This window comes from Methylocystis sp. NC52PC, from assembly GCF_055698645.1.
Window position 1 is genome coordinate 2,022,418 of sequence record NZ_CP170127.1, and the last position, 19,071, is coordinate 2,041,488.

General features: G+C 64.5%; 18 protein-coding genes and 1 tRNA gene. 3 read left to right on the plus strand and 16 right to left on the minus strand.

What is annotated here, in order from left to right:
* Complete coding sequence (locus ACETII_RS11725; RefSeq protein WP_472785592.1) at positions 1–1,596, minus strand: phosphoenolpyruvate carboxykinase; 1,596 nt, start codon at positions 1,594–1,596, stop codon at positions 1–3.
* A 367-nt stretch (positions 1,597–1,963) separates the two neighbouring features.
* On the opposite strand from ACETII_RS11725, the gene ACETII_RS11730 reads away from it, so the two are divergent.
* Positions 1,964–2,048: transfer RNA gene (locus ACETII_RS11730), tRNA-Tyr, on the plus strand.
* Positions 2,049–2,278: 230 nt separating this feature from the next.
* On the opposite strand, the gene ACETII_RS11735 is transcribed toward ACETII_RS11730, so the two are convergent.
* From ACETII_RS11735 to ACETII_RS11760, 6 genes are all read right to left on the minus strand, one after another.
* Positions 2,279–3,931: a peptidoglycan L,D-endopeptidase MepK gene (locus ACETII_RS11735; protein ID WP_472785593.1), complete on the minus strand. Its 1,653-nt coding sequence runs from the start codon at positions 3,929–3,931 to the stop codon at positions 2,279–2,281.
* Between the two features lie 373 nt (positions 3,932–4,304).
* Positions 4,305–5,090: a hypothetical protein gene (locus ACETII_RS11740; protein ID WP_472785594.1), complete on the minus strand. Its 786-nt coding sequence runs from the start codon at positions 5,088–5,090 to the stop codon at positions 4,305–4,307.
* 80 nt (positions 5,091–5,170) lie between these two features.
* Positions 5,171–6,154: an NUDIX hydrolase gene (locus ACETII_RS11745; protein WP_363351300.1), complete on the minus strand. Its 984-nt coding sequence runs from the start codon at positions 6,152–6,154 to the stop codon at positions 5,171–5,173.
* Positions 6,155–6,162: 8 nt separating this feature from the next.
* A complete protein-coding gene (locus ACETII_RS11750; RefSeq protein ID WP_363346111.1) occupies positions 6,163–6,681 on the minus strand; it encodes a tyrosine phosphatase family protein in 519 nt (172 codons plus the stop codon).
* A 21-nt stretch (positions 6,682–6,702) separates the two neighbouring features.
* On the minus strand, positions 6,703–7,329 hold the full coding sequence (locus ACETII_RS11755) for an HD domain-containing protein (protein WP_472785595.1): 627 nt from the start codon (positions 7,327–7,329) through the stop codon (positions 6,703–6,705).
* The gene (locus ACETII_RS11760; protein WP_472785596.1) at positions 7,326–7,952 is read right to left on the minus strand and encodes a DNA-3-methyladenine glycosylase I; all 627 of its coding nucleotides are present in this window, start codon (positions 7,950–7,952) and stop codon (positions 7,326–7,328) included. Before ACETII_RS11760 ends, ACETII_RS11755 begins: the two co-directional genes overlap by 4 nt.
* Before the next feature lie 188 nt (positions 7,953–8,140).
* Between ACETII_RS11760 and ACETII_RS11765 the strand changes: the two genes are divergently transcribed.
* Positions 8,141–8,686: a hypothetical protein gene (locus ACETII_RS11765; RefSeq protein ID WP_363346117.1), complete on the plus strand. Its 546-nt coding sequence runs from the start codon at positions 8,141–8,143 to the stop codon at positions 8,684–8,686.
* 126 nt (positions 8,687–8,812) lie between these two features.
* Positions 8,813–9,208, plus strand: coding sequence for a DUF3126 family protein (locus tag ACETII_RS11770; RefSeq protein WP_363346119.1), 396 nt, complete (start codon positions 8,813–8,815; stop codon positions 9,206–9,208).
* 7 nt (positions 9,209–9,215) lie between these two features.
* Here the strand turns inward: ACETII_RS11770 and ACETII_RS11775 are convergent, their stop codons facing one another.
* From ACETII_RS11775 to ACETII_RS11815, 9 genes are all read right to left on the minus strand, one after another.
* Positions 9,216–9,797 (minus strand): hypothetical protein, encoded by a 582-nt coding sequence (locus ACETII_RS11775; protein ID WP_472785597.1) that lies wholly within the window; start codon positions 9,795–9,797, stop codon positions 9,216–9,218.
* A 216-nt stretch (positions 9,798–10,013) separates the two neighbouring features.
* Positions 10,014–11,399 carry an ATP-binding protein gene (locus tag ACETII_RS11780; RefSeq protein WP_363346123.1) on the minus strand — a complete coding sequence of 462 codons (1,386 nt, stop codon included), beginning with the start codon at positions 11,397–11,399 and terminating at the stop codon, positions 10,014–10,016.
* Positions 11,400–11,404: 5 nt separating this feature from the next.
* Positions 11,405–12,088 (minus strand): response regulator transcription factor, encoded by a 684-nt coding sequence (locus ACETII_RS11785; protein ID WP_363346125.1) that lies wholly within the window; start codon positions 12,086–12,088, stop codon positions 11,405–11,407.
* A 35-nt stretch (positions 12,089–12,123) separates the two neighbouring features.
* On the minus strand, positions 12,124–12,489 hold the full coding sequence (locus ACETII_RS11790) for a PepSY domain-containing protein (RefSeq protein ID WP_363346127.1): 366 nt from the start codon (positions 12,487–12,489) through the stop codon (positions 12,124–12,126).
* Positions 12,490–12,596: 107 nt separating this feature from the next.
* Positions 12,597–12,797 (minus strand): hypothetical protein, encoded by a 201-nt coding sequence (locus tag ACETII_RS11795; RefSeq protein WP_363346129.1) that lies wholly within the window; start codon positions 12,795–12,797, stop codon positions 12,597–12,599.
* A 15-nt stretch (positions 12,798–12,812) separates the two neighbouring features.
* Entirely contained in the window at positions 12,813–13,034 is a 222-nt protein-coding gene (locus ACETII_RS11800; protein ID WP_363346131.1) for a hypothetical protein, read from the minus strand.
* A gap of 38 nt (positions 13,035–13,072) precedes the next feature.
* A complete protein-coding gene (locus ACETII_RS11805) occupies positions 13,073–13,567 on the minus strand; it encodes a M15 family metallopeptidase (protein WP_472785598.1) in 495 nt (164 codons plus the stop codon).
* Between the two features lie 33 nt (positions 13,568–13,600).
* Positions 13,601–15,193 carry a DUF2793 domain-containing protein gene (locus ACETII_RS11810; protein WP_472785599.1) on the minus strand — a complete coding sequence of 531 codons (1,593 nt, stop codon included), beginning with the start codon at positions 15,191–15,193 and terminating at the stop codon, positions 13,601–13,603.
* Positions 15,194–15,200: 7 nt separating this feature from the next.
* The gene (locus ACETII_RS11815; RefSeq protein ID WP_472785600.1) at positions 15,201–19,067 is read right to left on the minus strand and encodes a baseplate multidomain protein megatron; all 3,867 of its coding nucleotides are present in this window, start codon (positions 19,065–19,067) and stop codon (positions 15,201–15,203) included.
* Positions 19,068–19,071 lie beyond the last annotated feature (4 nt).

Below are 19,071 nucleotides of genomic sequence, written 5' to 3' on the forward strand. Positions count from 1 at the left end.
TTACGGCGCGCGACGGGGGCCCGCTTCCAGCACGTCCTTATCAACGAAGGGCGCGAAAGTTGCGAAATTGTCGCAAAACATATTTGCGACCTTCGCAGCCGTGGCCTCGAACGCTTCGCGTGACCGCCATGTCGCGGCGGGGTCGAGAAGGAAAGCGTCGACGCCCGGCGCCGAAAGCGGCGTCGACAATCCGAAATGCGGATCGCGCCGGAACGGCGCGCCAGCGAAGCCGTCGTGCAAGGCGGCGCGCAGGAGCGCGCGCGTCAAGGCGATGGGCATGCGCTTGCCTTCGCCATAGCCGCCGCCTGACCAGCCTGTATTGATAAGCCAGCAATTGGCCTGGTGTTTGAGGATGCGATTGCGCAGCAGCGCGCCATATTCAGAGGGGTGGCGCGGCATGAAAGGGGCGCCGAAGCAGGTGGAGAAAACCGCTTGCGGCTCGTGAACGCCTGTCTCGGTTCCGGCGACCCGCGCCGTGTATCCCGAGAGGAAATGATACATGGCCTGGGCCGCATCCAGCCTGGCGATCGGCGGCAGCACGCCGAAGGCGTCGCAGGTCAGCAGCACCACATTTCTTGGATGTCCGGAGCAGCCATCGCGCGCGGCGTTGGGAATGAAGTCGAGCGGATAAGCGATCCGAGTATTCTCCGTCTTCGAGTCGTCATCGAAGTCGACGCGCCGCGTTGAGGCGTCCATTGCGACATTTTCCAGCACGGCCCCGAAGCGTTGCGACGCGGCATAGATTTCGGGTTCGAATTCGCGAGAAAGACGGATCGCCTTGGCGTAGCAGCCGCCTTCGAAATTGAACACGCCGGCGTCGCCCCACCCATGCTCGTCGTCGCCAATAAGGGCGCGCTCGGGATCGGCTGAAAGCGTCGTTTTGCCAGTGCCAGATAGACCGAAAAAGATCGCCGCGCCGCTCGCGTGGTCGTTTGCGGCGCAATGCATCGGCAGCACGCCCTGAGCCGGCATCAGAAAGTTGAGGAGGGTGAACACGGATTTCTTGATCTCGCCCGCGTAGCGGGTGCCGCCGATCAGCGCGACGCGACGCGTGAAGTCCAGAGCGATCACCGTATGCGAACGGCAGCCATGACGTTTTGGGTCCGCCCGGAAAGTGGGCAGGTCGATAATGGTAAAATCCGCCGGCCCGTCGGTTGGCTGCGATGGCCTGATCAAAAGGTTGCGGATGAACAGCGAGTGCCAGGCGAATTCGCTATAGACGCGCACGCGCTTGCTGTAGCGCCGGTCGGCGCAGACCTGAAGATCCTGTGAAAAGAGCGCAAGCCCTTGGGCGTGCGCGGACATGTCCGCGTGGAGCGTCGAGAAGTCCACAGGCGACATCGGCTGATTATTGTCCCACCAGACGCTGCCCTCTGTCAGGGCGTCGCGCACGATGAACTTGTCAGCCGGAGACCGACCTGTGTGCGGCGCGGTCTCGACGACGAGCGCGCCGCTGCGGGAGACCGCGCCCTCGCCGCGTTTTATCGCTTCCTCGTAGAGGCGGGGCGCGTCGAAATTTCGGTAGGCCGGCTGCAATTCGCGGGGGGTAAGAGGATCGCGCGGCCCGTCGGCCAAAACCCGCATCTGCGCCGTCATTTCGTGCAATCCCTCAGGCGAGCCAACCTTTGAGCGAAACGCCCTCCCGTGCGCGATGTTCCAGCTTTGCCATGCGTCCGCTTGGCTCCTTTCCAAGGTTGCCAACGCGCCTGCCGCAGCCCCGAGGAAGTGCGCCGCCGCAGCCGCCGGCGCGCCGCGCCGGCGCGCGGCGTCAGCCTGTCCGTCCTGGGGGCGGATCCCGACGCAAAAATCTTCCCTGTAACTTCATGGGGCAGGGTTTGACTGGGCTGGCTCTTTCATCTACACAGCGTCGCGGACAATCGAAGCGGCGAACGGGCGGCAAGCCCAGTCGCCTGCTTTCGAGTCCTTGCCCGGAATTTGGTCCAAGAACTGAATGCGGGCAGATGGGGGAATGTCCCGAGCGGCAAAGGGGGCGGACTGTAAATCCGCTGGCTAAGCCTTCGTAGGTTCGAGTCCTACTTCCCCCACCATCTCACCTCTACAGTCAGGCCGATGACCGCAGGGATCTGCTTCTTGCGATCAGCTGCACTGTTATAGCGCAGGAAAGCAAAACGCCCCGCGCTTACCTCCGGCGTCGGGGCGTTCGATAGCCGGCGTCTAACGCCGACGGGGAAGACCTTAACTTGCCCCTATGACCGATCAATGACTTCCCACGCTTTACAGCGGCGCAGGAGTCCTCTCTTTCACAAAGAGGCCGTGGTCACTTCTTCGACGTCTCTGCCTTTTGGCTGCTCGGACGCGTGTGCGCCGCCGCTGGCGAGAATTTATCAGCCGGCGGCGAAGCAGGGGCGGCGAATCCGACGAGGTGGGCGGGACGCGCTGGGGGCAGCAGCACGCTGGCTTCGCTGGCGCGGGCGGCCGAGCGCACCGCCGTGATTGGCGCGCCTAGAACTGAACGGCCGACCGCGCGTTCCGCCGGCGTCGCCGCCGTCAGCGTGTTGAAATTGGATCGATCGAGCCGCGCGGGAACGAGATCGTCCCTCTGGGAACTGGCTCGGCGCAGGGGCTTGGTCGGCTCCGGGTCCTGTGCCGTCTCGTCGGAACTGGCCGGGGCGTAAGCAAGCGCGGGGTCGTCCTTGCTCGGCTGCGCCTCAGCCGAATTGGCCAAACGGGCGCCGTCGCCGCGTTCTTCAGCAGATCGGGGCGTGGGCTCCAGGGAGGCCGTCAGGCTCGCGGGCCGACGTGGCGGGACGGGGGCCTTCACGTAGTGATGCGCCGAGGCGTCTTCGGACGTCTCCCCATCCTGGGCGGCAGCTGGCCGCCCATCCTGCGCCCCTGTCTCCAGGCTGGCTGTTTCAACGGCTCTTTCGTCCAGGGAGGCTGGGCGGCCGCGCGGCGGCAGCGGCGCATTGGCGAGATGGCGCCGCTTCTCTCCCACGACCGGCGCTTCGAGGACGTTCTCTGGCGGCACGGGGGCAGCCTGGAGCGCGCGGGCGGAGTCCGGGGCGACCGCTACGGCGCCGGTCGCCGTCATGACCGTCTCGCCGCGCGGCAGGTCCGCCTCGGCGCGCGCGATCTGATTACGGCCGCGACGGCCGGCGGGCCGTTCGACAGCCGCGCCCTCGTCGCCGCCCGACTCGTAATCGGCTTGCGATTCACGGGCGTTGCGTGGCGCGAGCGCCGCCCACTGCTTTCGGGTGCTGGGCGGCGGCGTCGCAATCTCCGCGTCCTCGTCCTCGCCCCCGCCGCCGCCAAAGAGGGCGGCGAGGAAGCCGCCGAAGGTGCGGCGCGGAGCCGCCACATACGCTCCGTTGGCGCGGGCTTCGATCTCGGCTTTTGCTTCCTCATAGCCAGGAAGCGGCTGGCCGTTGGTCGGAAGATGAACCGTCTTTCCGTCGGGGAAAAGGCGGACAAGCTGCTCGTAGGTCATGCGCGGCCAGGAGCGCACATTGCCCACGTCCAGATGCACGAAAGGCGTGTTGGCGTTCGGGTAATATCCGACCCCGCCGCGCTGCATGCGCATGCCGATTTCGCGAATTTGCGACATTGGCATTCCCGGCATGGTGGTATCCATCGCCTTGCCGAGCATGTGCTGAGAATATTTGGCGACGGCGCGCGAGCGCGCGCGCAGCATGGCGTTGGTCTCTGGCGAGCGATAGGCCGAGACGACGTTGATCACCTGATTGCCCGCGCCCGCACTGCGATAGGCCTCCCAGACGACGTCGAAGAGGCGGGGGTCCATATTCGTGGGCTCGTCGCGGCGCCAGTCTCGCAGGAACCAGTTCAGCTGTTCCAGAACGCGACTGTCATATTGGCCATTCACGAGATAAGTCGCGGCGATGTCCTCGCCGGTATGCGCATGATGGAGATAGATTGTCCGCGTGTCGCCGTTGGCGACTGCGGTCTCGGTCACGCTCGGCGCGAGGACGGACGCCAGGGCGCATAAGCAGCCGAGCGCAAACGAGATCGGCGAGGTCGAGTTCCCATTGCAGGCGCGAGGCGTCGTCAAAAAGTCGCTTCCCCGTCTCGCTTGGGGCAGTCGGTGGACCCGCCCAAGACCGTTCCCCGTCCCTTGCCCGTCAGACTGGCCGGGCCAGCTTCTGGACGACCCCGACTCTTCGCAGGGTTTGATTGCGCCGCTTTTGAACTGGCGCAGGTTGGTTCGCGCGTGTCACGCCGGGAAGCCGCCCATCAAGACAGATTTCCCTGAACGCCGTCTGGGTTAGGTTAGCATCATGGCAAAAAATAGCCAGAGAGCCGACCGGGCGCCAAGCTTGCTGCTCTGTCTAGCGGGTCGCGACAGGTAGGAATTTTGCGCTCAGTATGGGCTGAGACCCAGGGATCATCCCTATCGGCGCGGCGTCCTGGGCCGTAAAGGCCTCAGACGGCGGGCGGCGCGGCGGCAGCGGCGGCGCGTCGGCGAGCCCGCGGGCGACGCTCGTCGCCGGTTCGGAACGCGCCACCGCATCCGAAGATGGTCGTCCATCGGGAATGTGCTCGCGGTCCGCCACGGCGATGCGGATCGAGGCGTTCGGCTGCTGCTCGGATGCTGAAAAAGCCCCGGCGACGGCGGTTTGAACCTTGCGGGCGAGATCGCCAAAGGGGTTCATGGCGGGCCCCGGAACGGTTGGGCCGGCATTGGCGATTCTTGTGGGCGCTCCCTCGCGCTGGCGACGGTTGGCGATGAGCACGGGATTGTCGCCGTTGCAGTTGCGCACGCCGAGCGCGATCAACTCGCTTCCGCGCAAAATCCTGTACTCGCGAGTCAGATAACCGAGCCGCGCCTGCACGGCGGCCGGGTAGGAGGCGAAAAGCTTGGCGGAGATGCCAAGGTCCACTTCTCGTGTGAGGGCATTATAAGCTTGGTGGAATTTCACCTGGGCGTCGGGGTAGACGCAGACGTTGGGCAGGCTCAGCGCAAGCGTGCAGGCGGAACGGCATTCATGCAGACGAACCTCGCGATTCTCACGCCGATATTGTTCAGTCTGCGCCTCATAGTCGGTGACGAGCCCGCCTACGTCTTTGTAGACAATGACGGGGGCCGGCGACGGCGGCGGCGAAAGATATCCCAAGACGCACCCCTACGCTTTACGAGCCAGACGCTTGGAAAGGTTCGCCTAAATAGGGTGAACAGTCGCTTAAAGGGCTGAAATCAGCTCTTTATGCCCACGCGCAGGCCCGGCGAAGGCCGTTCTTGCAGAACATTGCGGCGAAAATGGAATAAAGCGGCCGGCCGTCCGCCGGTCTGCATAGACATTTCGCCGGTTGGCTCGACGATGGCGGAAGACTCGACCAGTCTTCTGAAGTTCTGCTTGTGAAGATGCCGTCCGGCGATCGCTTCGACTGTTCGCTGAAGCTCTGTGAGGGTAAACGCCGCCGGCATTAGCTCGAAGATCACCGGTCGATACTTCATTTTGGCGCGCAACCGCCCCATGGCCGTGGCAAGAATGCGGCGATGATCATGTCGCATCGGATGGCCGAGGGGTTCGAGCGCCCCACGCCGGGCGGCCGCTTCGCGCCCATCTCGCAGCGCTTCCTCCACCATGCCCGCTTCATAGAGCAGCTCATAGCGCTCGAGGACATTTTCCTCGTTGAAGCCGCGCGCGCCGAACAGGAGCTCCACGCGCTGCCGGCGCGAGAGACCGGAGGATGAAATGGCGTCGGGCGCTTCCTCCACCCATTGACGGAGCCCTGGCGCGATAGTCGTCTCGATGATCGCGGGGCGGCCGTTACGCCAATCTTCCCAAGGGAAGAAATCATGCCAATTGCGCCAGCCGCCCATCGCCGGGCGCTGACTGTCGTCGCCAATGCGCGTCAGGGCGAGATAGCCGACGGAAACCACATGAGGATCCCGGTCGCCGGCGCGCGCATGCCGACCGCGATCGCCGAAAGTGTAGAGTTGCTCCACGTAGCCGAGCGGCGCGCCGGTCTGTTCGGCAACCCAGGCGCGCAGACCAATCTCGAAGGTTCGATGTCGGATCGGGTCGAAGGGCCCGGACGGCAGGGCGGCTTCACTACATTTTTCGTCGGTGCGGGTGGTGAGGATGAGCGGTTCTTCGCCCCGAACCGCGACAATCGCCGCCGTCAGGCCGATCGCAACCGGCGGAGACAGCGTCGGGCTCTTGGCCCTTTCAATTGTTTCGATCAGGCCAGTTCGAGCGCAAATGGCGCTCCCTCGAAGCAATCCGCGCCGCGGCCAATCGCGGCGATGGCGGCGACCATCCGCCCTTCGCGGCCGAGCCGACGATCGGCCAGCGCGACGATCCGCCGGTTCGGGGTCGCGGTCGGCGAAATACGGCGCAGTTCGCGCGCCACCTCGAATTCACAGCGGTGCGGCGCGAGCGCGCAGGCGGCGATATATGCCGCCGCTGGAGATCGGCTCACGCCTGCATAGCAGTGGATCACCATCGGGTTGGCTTGGTCCCAATCCTCCATGAAGGCGAGGAGCCGATCGATATGTTCCTCGCCGGGCAGGAGGTGCCCGTCGACAGGCGCGTCAATGTCGGACACGGCGATGCGTAAATGACGCTCCCGAGCGATCTCGCAGGGGCGGACCAGCGAGGCGCCGGCCGTCAAGATGGTCACCAGCGAACGCGCGCCGCTGCTGCGCACAGTGTCGACCACTTTGGTCATGGAACAGACGTAGAGTCGTCCGCTCGACATCAAAAACCTCTTAATCTTCCGCTAGCTGCGGTCGATCTCACGAAAGCGGGCGAGAAAACGCGTCTGCGTCGTCTCTACGGGGGCAGGCGTCATCTCATCCGTCAGAGCCTGCGGGGAGATCGCAGGGAGGCCGAAAATGCTCTCGGCTTCGCGCCGTGTAAAGCCTGCGAGCGACACAGCTTCGAAAAAAGCCGCCGTCCGATCTGCCTGCTTAGCAAGCTTCAACGTCGCCTGGCCGGGCGCGGCCGGCAGCGAAAAGCGTAGCATAATCGCCGCTAGAATCCTGTTTTCAATGGATTTGTAAGAGTCCCCGATCGCTGCCTTGAAGGGCGAAATCATGTCGCCGATCACATATTCGGGGGCGTCATGCAGCAGCATGAACAACCGCTCGCTGCGGCCGATGGAGGGCTCCATCACGGCCGCTATTTTTTCGACCAGCAAACTGTGCTGCGCAACTGAAAAGATGTGAGGCCCGATTGTCTGGCCATTCCAGCGGGCGACGCGGGCGAGGCCGTGGGCAATGTCCTCGATCTCGATATCTAGCGGCGAGGGATCCAGGAGGTCGAGCCGCCGGCCCGAGAGCATGCGCTGCCATGCGCGCGGCGGGACGTCCTTGAATGGCCGTTTATTTGCCCGCGCGCCAGTCATTTGGAGCCCCTCATCAGCCGCACGTGGCAGTCCACCAGATGGTCGTCGACCATCCCGACCGCCTGCATAAAGGCATAAACGATCGTAGGGCCGCAGAATTTGAAGCCTCTGGCTTTCAAATCCTTGGAGAGGCGCGCGGAAGTGGCGCTCTGGGTCGGTACGTCGCTAATGCTCTTGGGGTTGTTGACGACAGGCAGGCCGTCGACAAAGTCCCAGAGATAATTGGAGAAGCCCTGCGCGGATTCGATTTCCAGCCAGGCGCGGGCCGACAGCACGGCGCCCTCGATCTTAGCGCGATTGCGCACAATGCCGTCGTTCTGCATCAATTCATGCACGCGCCTGGCGTCGAAACGGGCGACTCGCGATGGGTCGAAGCCGTCGAACGCCTTTCTGAAAGCCTCTCGCTTTCGCAAGATCGTGATCCAGGACAAGCCTGCCTGAAAACCATCCAGAATTAGCTTCTCGAAGAGAGCCTGGCTGTTTCTTTCGGGGCGGCCCCATTCGTCGTCGTGATAGGCGACGTAAAGCGGGTCGTATCCGGGCCAAGGGCAGCGCGACAGACCATCGAGGTGAACGAGCACGCCTTCCCCCCAGCTTGCAGGTTGTTTGCGGGCGGGGGGCACGACATCGAGCTCCTTCGTGGCGAGTTTCGGCGCTTTATCGCCCGTTCAGATTGCGTTCACAACCCTGTTGGGACTATCGTTACGCCGCCGCTGACACGTTCCGCGTCCGGGTGGCGCGCGGCGTGCTTGATCGCGCCGTCGCAAGTCGCTGCCAACTTCTCAAGCGGCTTCCATAAGGGGAGATTTATATGGTGATCCGTCTCGTTGTTTCCCGCGCTGCGGTGGGCCTCGTCGCCGTCGGCCTCGGCGTGGCCGCGTCGGGCGAAGCCTTCGCCCAGGCCAATGTGCTCAAGGAATGCGGATCTCGTTATCAGGCCAAGAAGGCTGCGAACGAACTCGGCGGACAGACTTGGCAAGAGTTTTTGAAGGAGTGCCGCGCGAGCCTGACCGAGGCCCCGGCCGCGGAAGCCAAGCCCGCCGAACCGGCGAAGCCCGCTGAAACCGCGGCGCCGACGGAGTCCGCCAAGCCGGCGGAGCCGGCGAAGCCAGCTGAAACCGCCGCGCCGGCGGAGACCTCCAAGCCCGCCGAGGCGGCAAAGCCTGCTGAGCCCGCCAAGCCGGCCGAGGCCGCGAAGCCCGCCGCCGACACCAAGGCTGCGACGCAGGCCCGCCAGAAGAAGTGCGCAGCGGAATGGAAGGCGCAGAAGGCGGAACTCCTCAAGAGCGACAAGAAGCTGACTTGGCCGAAGTTCTGGAGCTCCTGCAACAAGCGCCTCAAGGACGCCGGCGAATAAGTCCGCGCCTCGTTCGAACCGGACGCCCGGCGACCTCTCGCCGGGCGTTTCTTTTTAGATGAACCCATCTTGCTCGAGGCGCGGGTTCATGCCACAGGACTGCTCGAGAGCCAATGGAGGCCCAGCGTGGACAAAAGCGAGTTGCAAAAGCTGCAGGCGTTTCTTCGCCGCTCCTTCGGCAATGACGATATCCGCGTCACGCTCGACCCAAAAAACACCGAGAACGCCGCGGCCTATCTTGGCGAGCGCCAGATCGCGACAATTTCTGTGGACGACGAGGACGGCGATCGTTCATTCGCTTTCGCAATGAAAATTCCCGTGGGCCGGGAAGTTCTGCAATCTTATCTCCGCAAGCTCTTCGAAAACGACCGGCTGAGCATTGTGGCGCGCGCGCGTAAGACCGACTCCGTGGAGCTCAACAGCGACGGGGAATTCCTCGGCGTCATCTCCGCGGATGATCCAAAACTGTCCAGTTTCACCCTTCAGATCGCCATTCTCGATTTCGATCTCGAAGAAGAGTGAGGCCTACTCACCGCACGCCGGCGCGCGCCCTGGCCGCACGCATCCGCGCCAAAAGGGCGTGAGCGCCCTCATAAAGCGCGTCCCATTGTTCCAGAAGACCTGCCGGATACCGCAGCTCAACATCGAGACCGCCATCTCGAAACACAGAGAGACAGCCCTCATCGGGCGCGCCGATCTGCGGTCTCACGCAGCGCGCGAAAAAGCTGCGTCCCTCTGGCGGCGCAATGAATAGTTCTTCCGTGTCGTAAGGGGAGGCGCGTTCGAAGCGCCGGAGCACCAGCCCGCCTGGGCCGACAAGGCTTTCGGGCGTGAGAAAGCGCGCGTAGAGCTTCGCCGGACGCTCTTGCGGGTCGAGGCTGTCGTCCTTTGGCGTCACGGTCATGACGATCGATGGCGCCGCGCCCTGAGATGTCGCCGGCAAGGGGACGAAAGCCGGAAAGGACGCGATGAAAGCCAAGCGGTCGGCGAGGCCGCCCGCAGCCGTCGCATCATCCCGCGCATAGGCTCTTGGGTAGGCGAGTTTCACGCCCGCGACGTCGGCTCGAACCAGCGCATCCGGCGCGTCGTCCCGCGCGCGAAGCAGTAGCAAGCCGGCGATCACAACTGCCGGTAGAAGCAGGACGAAGGCAAGTCTCATCGGGGAGAAAAATCAGCTCGCAATCCGCCAATCTCCGTTCTCGCCAAAGGCCCGGCCCTTTGCTTGCTGAGGTCGCCCCTTTGGAAAAATTTCGCGTGTGCCCGGCTTGCTGCCCTCGATTCTCCTATGAGAATCTCGTGCTTCTCATGCCGCAGCAGTCGGGGGCTGTCAAAAGCCTGGCAGTTTGAGTTGCGCGCGTAATCCGCCGCGCGGACTGTCGCCAAGGTCAAGAGCGCCGCCATAAGCCGCTGCCAGATCGACCACGATGGAGAGCCCAAGCCCGGAGCCAGGCTTGGTTTCATCGAGCCTTCGCCCGCGCTCGGTCGCCTGCCTTCGTAGAGGAGGCGCAAGACCTGGCCCATCGTCGTCAATGATGACAAGGAGTTCGGATCGATTTGCTTGCCTGGAAGGTTGCACCAAAATCGTCAGGATCACCTCCCGCTTCGCCCATTTTCCGGCGTTGTCCAGGAGATTGCCGATCATTTCCTCGAGGTCTTGTCGTTCGCCAAGAAATTTCAGTTCCGCGCCGACGCTTCCCGAGAACGTCACGCCCCGATCGCCGTATATTTTCGTGAATGTCCGCAGCAATGCGTCGACGCAGGGCGCAACCTGCGTCGCCGCGCCCAGCGCGCCGCCACGCGCCGCCGCGCGCGCGCGGTCCAGATAGAACGAGATCTGGTCGCGCATAATTCCCGCCTGCTCGTTGATCTTTACTGCGAGCGGGGAGGGCGCGGCGTCTGCTTCGTTGACCATGACGCTGAGCGGCGTTTTCAAGGCGTGCGCCAGATTGCCGACCTGCGTGCGTGCGCGCTCCAGAATGTCGCGATTGGCCCCAATGAGAAGATTCAGTTCGTCCGCGAGGGGCGCGATCTCGTTTGGATAGGCGTTCGCGATCCGATCGCGTTCGCCGCGGCGGATGGAGACGAGTTCGCGCTGCAGCAGGCGTAAGGGGCGTAGGCCAAAGCGCACTTGAAAGGCGACGACGCCCGCAAGCGCTATTGCAAGAGCCGCGAAAGCGATCGTCAATTCGAAACGGAATCTGCCGATCTGCTCTTCCATTTCCTCGGTGGTTGCAGCGACCTGGACAAGATAGATCCCCGTGTCGCCTGCGTCGATCACCCGTTCGACGATCCGCAGCCGCCGCCCATCAGGCCCCTGGGCGTCGCCACGTCGGGAACCGCCGACGCCGGCCGGCACACCGAGATCGGAAAGCTTCGGCAGTTTTTCGGCAAAGAGAGAGCGGGACGCCTTTATTTCATGTGCCGAGTCGTCCATCCGAGTGATTTGCCAATACCAGCCCGAGCCCGGTAGTTCGAATTGAGGGTCGCCAAGCTGACCAGGTCCCGTTCTTCCTTCCTGGCCCGATTCCGATACGTCTGCGACGATGGCGCGGAGATAGACCTCAAGCCGCCGCTCGAAAATTTCTTCGGCTTCCTGCCGATAATAGGCCGTAAAGAACATGCTGGCGACAAGCAGCACGACCGAACTCAGCGCCGCCGCAGTGAGAAACAGGCGCGTCGCGATGGAGCGAGAGATGACGCGGGGCAACCGCATGTTCGCTAACGTCTTCCGCCGGGGCTCTCCGGCGCGGCGGCGGCCATATAGCCGAGGCCGCGAATGGTCTGAATTACATCTACTCCAAGCTTCTTGCGCAGACGGCCGACGAAAACCTCGATTGTATTCGAGTCCCGGTCGAAGTCCTGATCATAGATGTGTTCGATGATCTCGCTTCGCGAAACCACTCGACCGCTGTGGTGCATGAGATAGGCGAGCAGTCGGTATTCGTGTGATGTCAGCTTTACTGGCGCGCCGTTGACGACGACGCGTCCAGCCTTAGTGTCGAGACAGACGGGACCACAGACGATTTCGTTCGTCGCGTGGCCCGCCGCGCGGCGCAACAGCGCGCGGATGCGCGCCAGAACCTCTTCCATATGAAACGGCTTGGCGACGTAGTCGTCGGCGCCGGCGTCAAAGCCCTGCACCTTTTCGCTCCAGCGATCGCGCGCGGTGAGTATGAGCACGGGCATGGCGCGACCAGTCGCGCGCCAGGATTCGAGCACTGTGATGCCGTCCCTTTTTGGCAGGCCAATGTCCAGCACGACCGCATCGTAAGCTTCCGTCTCGCCCAGATATTGGCCCTCCTCGCCGTCGAAGGCGCGGTCGACCGCGTATCCGGACTGTTCCAAAGCCTGCGCAATCTGACGGTTGAGGTCCTTATCGTCTTCGACGACGAGCAGCCGCACCTTCTTCCTCCCGCCCAAAAGCCCGCGGCTTCGAATCAATCATCCTTGTGGCCAGAATGCGGCTTCCCGGTTATGGCGTCATATGCGAGCCTCGAGATGCGTCCGTCCGGCAGCAGCACGCTGATCTCGTAGATGAAGGTTTCCTCACGCCGGCAAAGACGGGCGCCCAGAGCCTCGCCGTGATTCTCGCGAGCGGCCGCCCGCATGCAAGCGAAGGGATCAACGAGCCCGTGCGCCGCAATCTTCTCCCGGGTTTGCGCCGTCGAGAAACACTGTATCCTTGGGCTTGCCCGTTCGACGGCGCGTTCCGCCTGTTCCTCCGCGTGCGCGCGAGTCAGCGACGCCGCCGCGATTGTCGCGGCCGCCAGGACGCTGCGAAAGGTGAACATACGGGTCGGCATCTTTCCTACAATGGTTTTCTTAGCAAACTCGTGTCTGAACGGCAGGTGAACGCCGCCGGAGGCGTGAAAAGATCATTATCATGGCGGCCTTCGGCGGCTTTCGCAATCTAGCGTTTCATGCGCAACGCAGCGGAAAGGCTGCCGGGCGGAGTCGTGGTCAACGTTCGCATCAAGGCCATGAGGATTGCTGAAGCAATGGCGACGGCCCCAGCTTTGGGGTCGTTGAGAAAGGCGATCCAGTCTGTTGAGGCGAGCGCGCCAAAGATCGCGACGAGCGCGGCGGCGAGATAAGTGCGGTATCCGGTCATTTTCCGTCCTTTGCTTCAGGCCTGCGTCTGGCTTTGATCCACTGCCGTGAGCGCGCCACGCAACTGGTCGGCGGTGGCCTGGAGGTCGTTGGCGATCTGTTCGATGGCGGCCGCGTCCGCCGCCTGCGCCTGCGCATAGGCGAGGCTATGGGACAGATTTTGGATGTGGTCGGCCGCGACGCCGATCAAGCTTCGCAAGTCGTCGACGATCGCGGCGAGGCGATTAAGGGCTGACATGTGTTTTTGCTCCTTCCTTCGTTTGAGTTTCGCGCCCGTCACCGAGCGGCGGCCTGGAAATGCATGGGGTCGCAGTCGCCGTTGGCGCCGCGCCAGATCAGCCCACAGTCTTGGAAGGCGCGCGCGGCTTCGAGCGGGATGAAGCCAGGCCGCCACTTGGACCGAAAGGGATTGCGCTCGGGATCGATGTCGAGGGCCGCGCCGTAGCTGTGAATGGACCAGCTCTTTGTCGATCCTCGCATGAGCCGCACCATGAGCGACCCGCCCGTCAGATGTAAGCGGTGAGCCTCGATGTCTTTTTGCGTCCCATAGAGGCGCTTGATTGCGAGCAGCGCGTCCCCGAACGCGTCCCTGCATCTGCGATGAAAGCGTAACTTCGTTACGGGCGGGCCCCATGAGTAGCTCATCGCATAGGGGGGCACGAGATCAACAATGTTGTCACGCTCCCAACTCGGATTGACCGAGCTGTGCAAGATTGGATCGCCGTAAAATTCGATCAACTCCTCGATATGACGTTCATTCGGCCAGTGCACGGCGTTCCCCTTTTCTTTTTGAGGGAGAAAAAATCAAAAATATTCGATGATGATCGCGAGGCCGGGCGCGCCCGCCCCGCCGGCGCCGCCTGAACCGCCGTTTTGATGCGCCCCCCCGCCGCCGCCGCCGCCCGAAGGAAAGCCGCCTACGCCGCCTCCGCCGCCAATCGCCGTCCCCGAGGCGCCGCCGCCGCCGCCGCCGCCAGCTTGAGTGAACGCCCCCGTCGTGGTCGCGAAATCGCCAGGGCCCGCGCCGCCCGCGATCGCGCCGCCTGCAACGCCTGGCGCCCCGCGCGCGTCGAACCCGCTCGGGAAGAAAGCGCCGCCCATGGCGCCGTTGCTCGCCGCGTTCGAGGCGGTCAGACCGCCTCCCGCGCCCCCGCCTGAAGCGCCGAAAAAGGCGGTCCCGCCGCTAAAGCCGGCCGAGCCGTCGGCGGGGCCGCCGCCGCCGCCGCCGCCGAACCCCAGAAGTTGGGAGACGCCGCCGCCCGCCCCCGAGCCGCCCCCACCCTGTCCGCCGCCGCCGGCCCCGCCTGTTGCGCCGGAAGCGTCGGTTCCCTTCGCAAGGCCTGAACCGCCGCCGCCGCCTGACGCCCTCCCAAGGCCGCCGCCCGACCCTGCGCAGCCGCCATAGGCTTTCATTAGGGACCCGAAAGAGCTGTCCCCGCCGGCTGCGCCATTGGCGCCCGGACTCGAATTCGTCGTTTGAGCGGCTCCGCCCGCGCCGCCCGCGCCAACCGTCACCGCCTGTCCGGCTCCGATCACCGAAGCGGGGAAGGAGCCTCTGATCCACGCGCCGCCGCCGCCGCCGCCGCCGCCGGAAGCGGGAGAGCCCGGCGTCTGGCGCGCCCCGGAACCGCCGCCGCCCCCTGCGCCGAACAGAATGACGTCAGCGAAACGAAGTCCGGAGGAGGGCGTGTAAAACCCGCTCGCTCTGAACGTCAGAATTCTTGTCGGCCCGCCGCTGGGATAGGAAACGGCGCCCGTCGTACGGTCGATGACAAGGCTGTCTCGCCACGATGCGCCATCGGCGGAGACCTTGATGCGAAAGTTGTCGTCTCCCGCGAGCCCCGTCTCGGCGCGCCCCGAGTAGTTCGACTGGTAGAGCTGCGAGACTGTTTTGGCGGACGCCTCCTTGTTCAGCGACACCCTCAGATCGCCGCCGCCGCCTTCGGAGACAGTTCTGGCTGAAAACAGCGCTGCGTTCGTCTTCACCGAGAGCGGATTGCCTGCGTCGGCCGTGGTTCCGACGCCGAGCCGCGAGAGGTTTTGCACTTCCCGCAGGCCGCGGCCGAGATCGACCCAATCGAGGCCGTCAAAAAACAGCAGCAGTGATTCCGCGGAGACGTAAAGGCGCCATCCCGCGCTCGGGCGCAAAAACGTCCAGCCGCCGGCGAGAAAGGCGGCGATCTGCTTTTCCTTGCCCGCGAAGGCGCTTGTCGCCCCCGCGCCGATGAGAAAGCGGTCGCCTTCAGCGGGCGCGGTCGGCGGCGTGGCGACATTGCGCGCTTTCACAGCAAGATGCACGCTGGCGTCGAGCATCGCCAGCGCTTCATTGTGGGTAATATGTTTCTGCGCCTGAGCCGCGTCGATGAGCGGCAGCGCCAGATGCGTCGTCTCGGTCATGGTTCGCCTATTCGATGGTCACCGTGCCGGTGAAAGGAAACCCGCGCCCCACAGCGGCGCTCATCTGATAGAGGGAGAGCGTGAGAGCGCTTTGCGGCGCGCCGAAATCGGCGAGCTCTTGAGCGGCGGGGTAGAGAATCGAGGTCGTCTGCGCGGAGAGCGCGCGTTTGCCCGTCGGCAGGACAATCTCCGCTTCATAGGCCTCGTTGGACTCGCCGAGCGGAACGTCGAGCATCCCCCAGCTATCCGAGTCGATGCGGCCGCGACGCAAGAAGCTGATCACAATTCCTTCAGCGGTGCGAACCGCGCGAAGGCGCGTCGGCGCATAGGGCATCAGCGTCAGACGCGTCGCCGTGGCGGTAGCGCGAACGTAGAGCGGATCGGCGACGTCTCGATCGGTGGGGCCGATGGCGTAAGTGATCGGGGCGCCGATTTCTTCGACTTTGCGCGCCAGCGGAACGAGCGCGTCGTCGAGCAGCACGACGGTGGAGCCGGCCGGCGCCGCTCGGCGTGCGAGATGCTCCGCGCCGCCCAGGCCGCGGATGAGCCTCGAAAGACGATAGGTTCCCTCGCCGACGAGCTCCGCGCGCGCGAAAGCGAAGATCTCCCACTCGCCGTCCGCGCCTTTGATGGCCATGGCGGTCCTGCCAGCGAGCGCCGCCAGATCGTCGACCGAGGCAAGCTCTCCCCCTCCTAAGCATATTGTCAGGCTCGATCCTCGATCGAAGCGGCCGACAGGACCTGGAGGCAGAATGTCGAGCGTGTCGCCGATTATCGCCCGCTTCTCGATCACGCCGATCGTTTCCGACGCTGCGCCCATGGTTTTCACAAGCGCCAGTGCGCCGGGCCAAGGATCGGCAAAGGCGGCGACATAGGAAAGCGCTTCAGGGCCGCGCAGGATCGCAAGATCAAGCACAACGACTCTCGGCGGCCCGAGGATTTGTGGCGTCGCCTGGGCGACGCGTTCAATCTTCGGCGCCGCCGCGTCATAAACCGATGCGTCGACCGCCCTTGCGATGACGCGTCGGGCGGCGCCGTCGGCGATACGCTGGATCTGGAATTGGCGCGCGTCGAGGCGCAGCACATCGCCCGGCTGGAGGCCGACAAGGCCTGGCCGCAGAGCGAACTCCGCAGTTTCGCGTCCGACCCAGAGGTCTTGCAGCCAGACGTCTGCAAGTCTCTGCGCCTCCGCCTGATGGGTGATCACCGCAGCCTGAGCGTCGCTCTTTCTGGCCGAGCGGCACTCGAGTCGACGTGAGAGAGCCCGCGCCAGCTGATAGCCACTTTCCGAGTCGGCGTAGGTGAGCGCAATTTCGCCCGGCAGCTCGCTTTCCTGCGCCCGCGTCAGGGTGACGAGCGACATGTCCTTTCCCACTGCAAGATCATCATCGCCGATCTCGCGCACCGGTTTGCGGCGCCGATCGACAAAGTTGAGCCTGCCGGCGCCGATGGCTGCGTCGAATCCATAAAGCGCCGCAAGCGGGTCGATGGCCTCGCGCGGCGACATCGGCCGATCCAGCACATAGCCATCCAGAAACCCACCGATGCTGGGCCGCTGGATCGCGAGGCCCGGGGCCTCCACGGCCTCGGCCAGCGTCGTCACGAGACGATCGAGGGGAACGCCCTCCAGCCGCCCGTTGAGCCAGTGTCCCGTCTCCCAATTGGGCCCGTCGCTCCAGGCGTCGCCTTGCGTTGGAAAGGCGGGGAATGGCCGTGCGTCCCAGCACCAGATATGAATGCGCGCGGGATCGACCATTGGGCCGCCGTAGACAGCCGATCGCGGATTCGCCAACGACCCGCCGGGGCGAGACGGATCAAAATAGGCGAGCATCGCTTCGATGAAGCGCGACTGCATGAGGTCGTCCCGACCATCGCGCGAGAAATAGGGCAGGCCGCCTTCGCTCGAGCGAGAATCTGGAAAAATGTTTGGCGCATTCGCCCCCCGGTCCACGGCGGGACAGCCGGTCTCGACGATCCATATCGGTTTGGAACACGGGATCCAGGCCGTCGGTTGCGCGAGTTCGACGCCCGCCACGCGTTCGTAATGCAGCTGCGACCAGAAGGAGACGAAGTCTTTCGTGCGATAGACCCAGGGCTTGCCGAGGCCGTCGGTGATAGGCGTCCGGACCTGCGCCTTGCGCGCTTCGGCGTCGGCGTAATACCAGTCGTAGCCCTCTCCGGCCGCGACGCGCGACATGAGATAGTCGAGATCGTGCGGGCATGCCGCTTGCGCGGCGTCCAAATGCGCGTCGCCGTCACGCCAGTCGGACAACGGCCAGTAGACGTCGACGCCGATGAAGTCCACCGCCGGCGACGCCCACAAAGGATCGAGCGGAAAGCGCAGCTCCCCCTCTTCGGGGACATGCGCGCCATATTCGGTCCAATCCGCTGCATAGCCGACCTTTGTGGTTTCGCCGAGGATCGCCTTTGCCTCGGCGGCGAGCGACGTCAGCGCGGAGACGAAGGGATAGTCTCCCGGGCTTGAGCGCACGCGCGTGAGCCCGATCAGTTCGGAGCCGATCAGAAAAGCCTCGAGGCCCGCCGACTTCAGGAGGTCGACATAGTGGAAAATGAAGCTGCGATAGCGGGCGACGAAGGCGTCGATCTGCGTCGCCGCGACGCTGCTATTGTCGGGCGACCCGCGACGCCCCGGCGCGGGGTCGCAGGTAATGCGTCCCCGCCATGGGAACGTCGGCTGGCTGGTTGCGCCGCTGTAAGGATCCCGCAAGTCGTTCCCCGGCGGAACGTCCATCATGAGAAACGGATAGAAGGTGACCGAAAGGCCCCGCGCCTTGAGGTCCGCGATCGCCCCGAGCACCGAGGCGTCGCTCGGCGTGCCGCCAAATGCGGCGCGTCCGTCGATCTGGGTGACGAGTCGCGCCGTCGCGCGGGTGCGGTCGCCCACGCTCCAGTCGGCCGGCCATGAGGAGCCAAGCAGATAGTTGAATTGGCCGATCGTTTTGAAAGGCGCGTCGACGCACGGCTCGATTGCGCAATATTGCGCACGCAGATCGTCGCCGAACCAGGCGACGACGAGCGCCACGCTTTCGAGATTGGGGCATAGCGCCTGGAGCGCGTCGATCGACGCCTGCCAGTCCGTCTGCGCAGTCAATTGGTGGCGGTTTTCGGCGCTCGTCGCCCCCGCTGACCAGAAGTTGAGCTTCAACGCGGGGAGATACCCAGCCTCCGTCGCGCCGGGAATGAGATCGATCGCTCGGATCATCTCGCCAATGCCCGCGACGGGCTTCACGACCTCGAAAGTGAATTGCGGAATCCGGTTGCCGAACGACGCCAGCGGGAGATTGTCAAAGACAACATAAGCGAGCCCGCGATAGGCGGGCGCATTCTCCGCTCCCTCCTTGACCACGATCAGCGGATCCGGCTCCTGGTCCTCCGTTCCTTTGTAGATGCGCAATGGCAGCGTCGTCAGATCCAGTTCTGCGCCGTCGGCCCAAATCCTGCGGATGAAGGCGATTGGCCCTTCGCAAAGGCCGATCGCGAAGTTCGCAAAGTAAGCGTAGGTAACATCCACCCGTGGCGCGCCGGCCCCGCCGCCGCCGCCCTTGCCCCCGCTTGGGGCGGTGGTTTGAATGGCCACGTTGCTCTGCTCGAGGAAGCGGGTGGCCCAGATCATCTGCCCGCCAATTCGCGCCCGGCCGTAGACGCGCGGAATGCCCGCGCCCTCGGTCGAGGCGACCCCATCCATCGCCTTGAGGCGCGGCCCGTCGCTGTAGCGCGGCGCGCCGTGGGCTTGTCCCTGATCGAAGAGCGCGCCGCCCAGGGCGCCAGCGAGACGTCCGACAGCGCCGCCAACCGGGCCGCCGATTGCGCCGCCGACGGCGGAGCCGATGGTTTGGAGGACCAGCGTCGCCATGCAA

What these genes read in the sequence shown, in the direction of transcription:
- ACETII_RS11815 (WP_472785600.1), bottom strand. Translation starts at nt 19,067, where the DNA reads ATGGCGACGCTGGTCCTCCAAACCATCGGCTCCGCCGTCGGCGGCGCA.
- ACETII_RS11800 (WP_363346131.1), bottom strand. Translation starts at nt 13,034, where the DNA reads ATGTCAGCCCTTAATCGCCTCGCCGCGATCGTCGACGACTTGCGAAGC.
- ACETII_RS11725 (WP_472785592.1), bottom strand. Translation starts at nt 1,596, where the DNA reads ATGACGGCGCAGATGCGGGTTTTGGCCGACGGGCCGCGCGATCCTCTT.
- ACETII_RS11750 (WP_363346111.1), bottom strand. Translation starts at nt 6,681, where the DNA reads ATGTCGAGCGGACGACTCTACGTCTGTTCCATGACCAAAGTGGTCGAC.
- ACETII_RS11765 (WP_363346117.1), top strand. Translation starts at nt 8,141, where the DNA reads ATGGTGATCCGTCTCGTTGTTTCCCGCGCTGCGGTGGGCCTCGTCGCC.
- ACETII_RS11755 (WP_472785595.1), bottom strand. Translation starts at nt 7,329, where the DNA reads ATGACTGGCGCGCGGGCAAATAAACGGCCATTCAAGGACGTCCCGCCG.
- ACETII_RS11780 (WP_363346123.1), bottom strand. Translation starts at nt 11,399, where the DNA reads ATGCGGTTGCCCCGCGTCATCTCTCGCTCCATCGCGACGCGCCTGTTT.
- ACETII_RS11795 (WP_363346129.1), bottom strand. Translation starts at nt 12,797, where the DNA reads ATGACCGGATACCGCACTTATCTCGCCGCCGCGCTCGTCGCGATCTTT.
- ACETII_RS11790 (WP_363346127.1), bottom strand. Translation starts at nt 12,489, where the DNA reads ATGCCGACCCGTATGTTCACCTTTCGCAGCGTCCTGGCGGCCGCGACA.
- ACETII_RS11810 (WP_472785599.1), bottom strand. Translation starts at nt 15,193, where the DNA reads ATGACCGAGACGACGCATCTGGCGCTGCCGCTCATCGACGCGGCTCAG.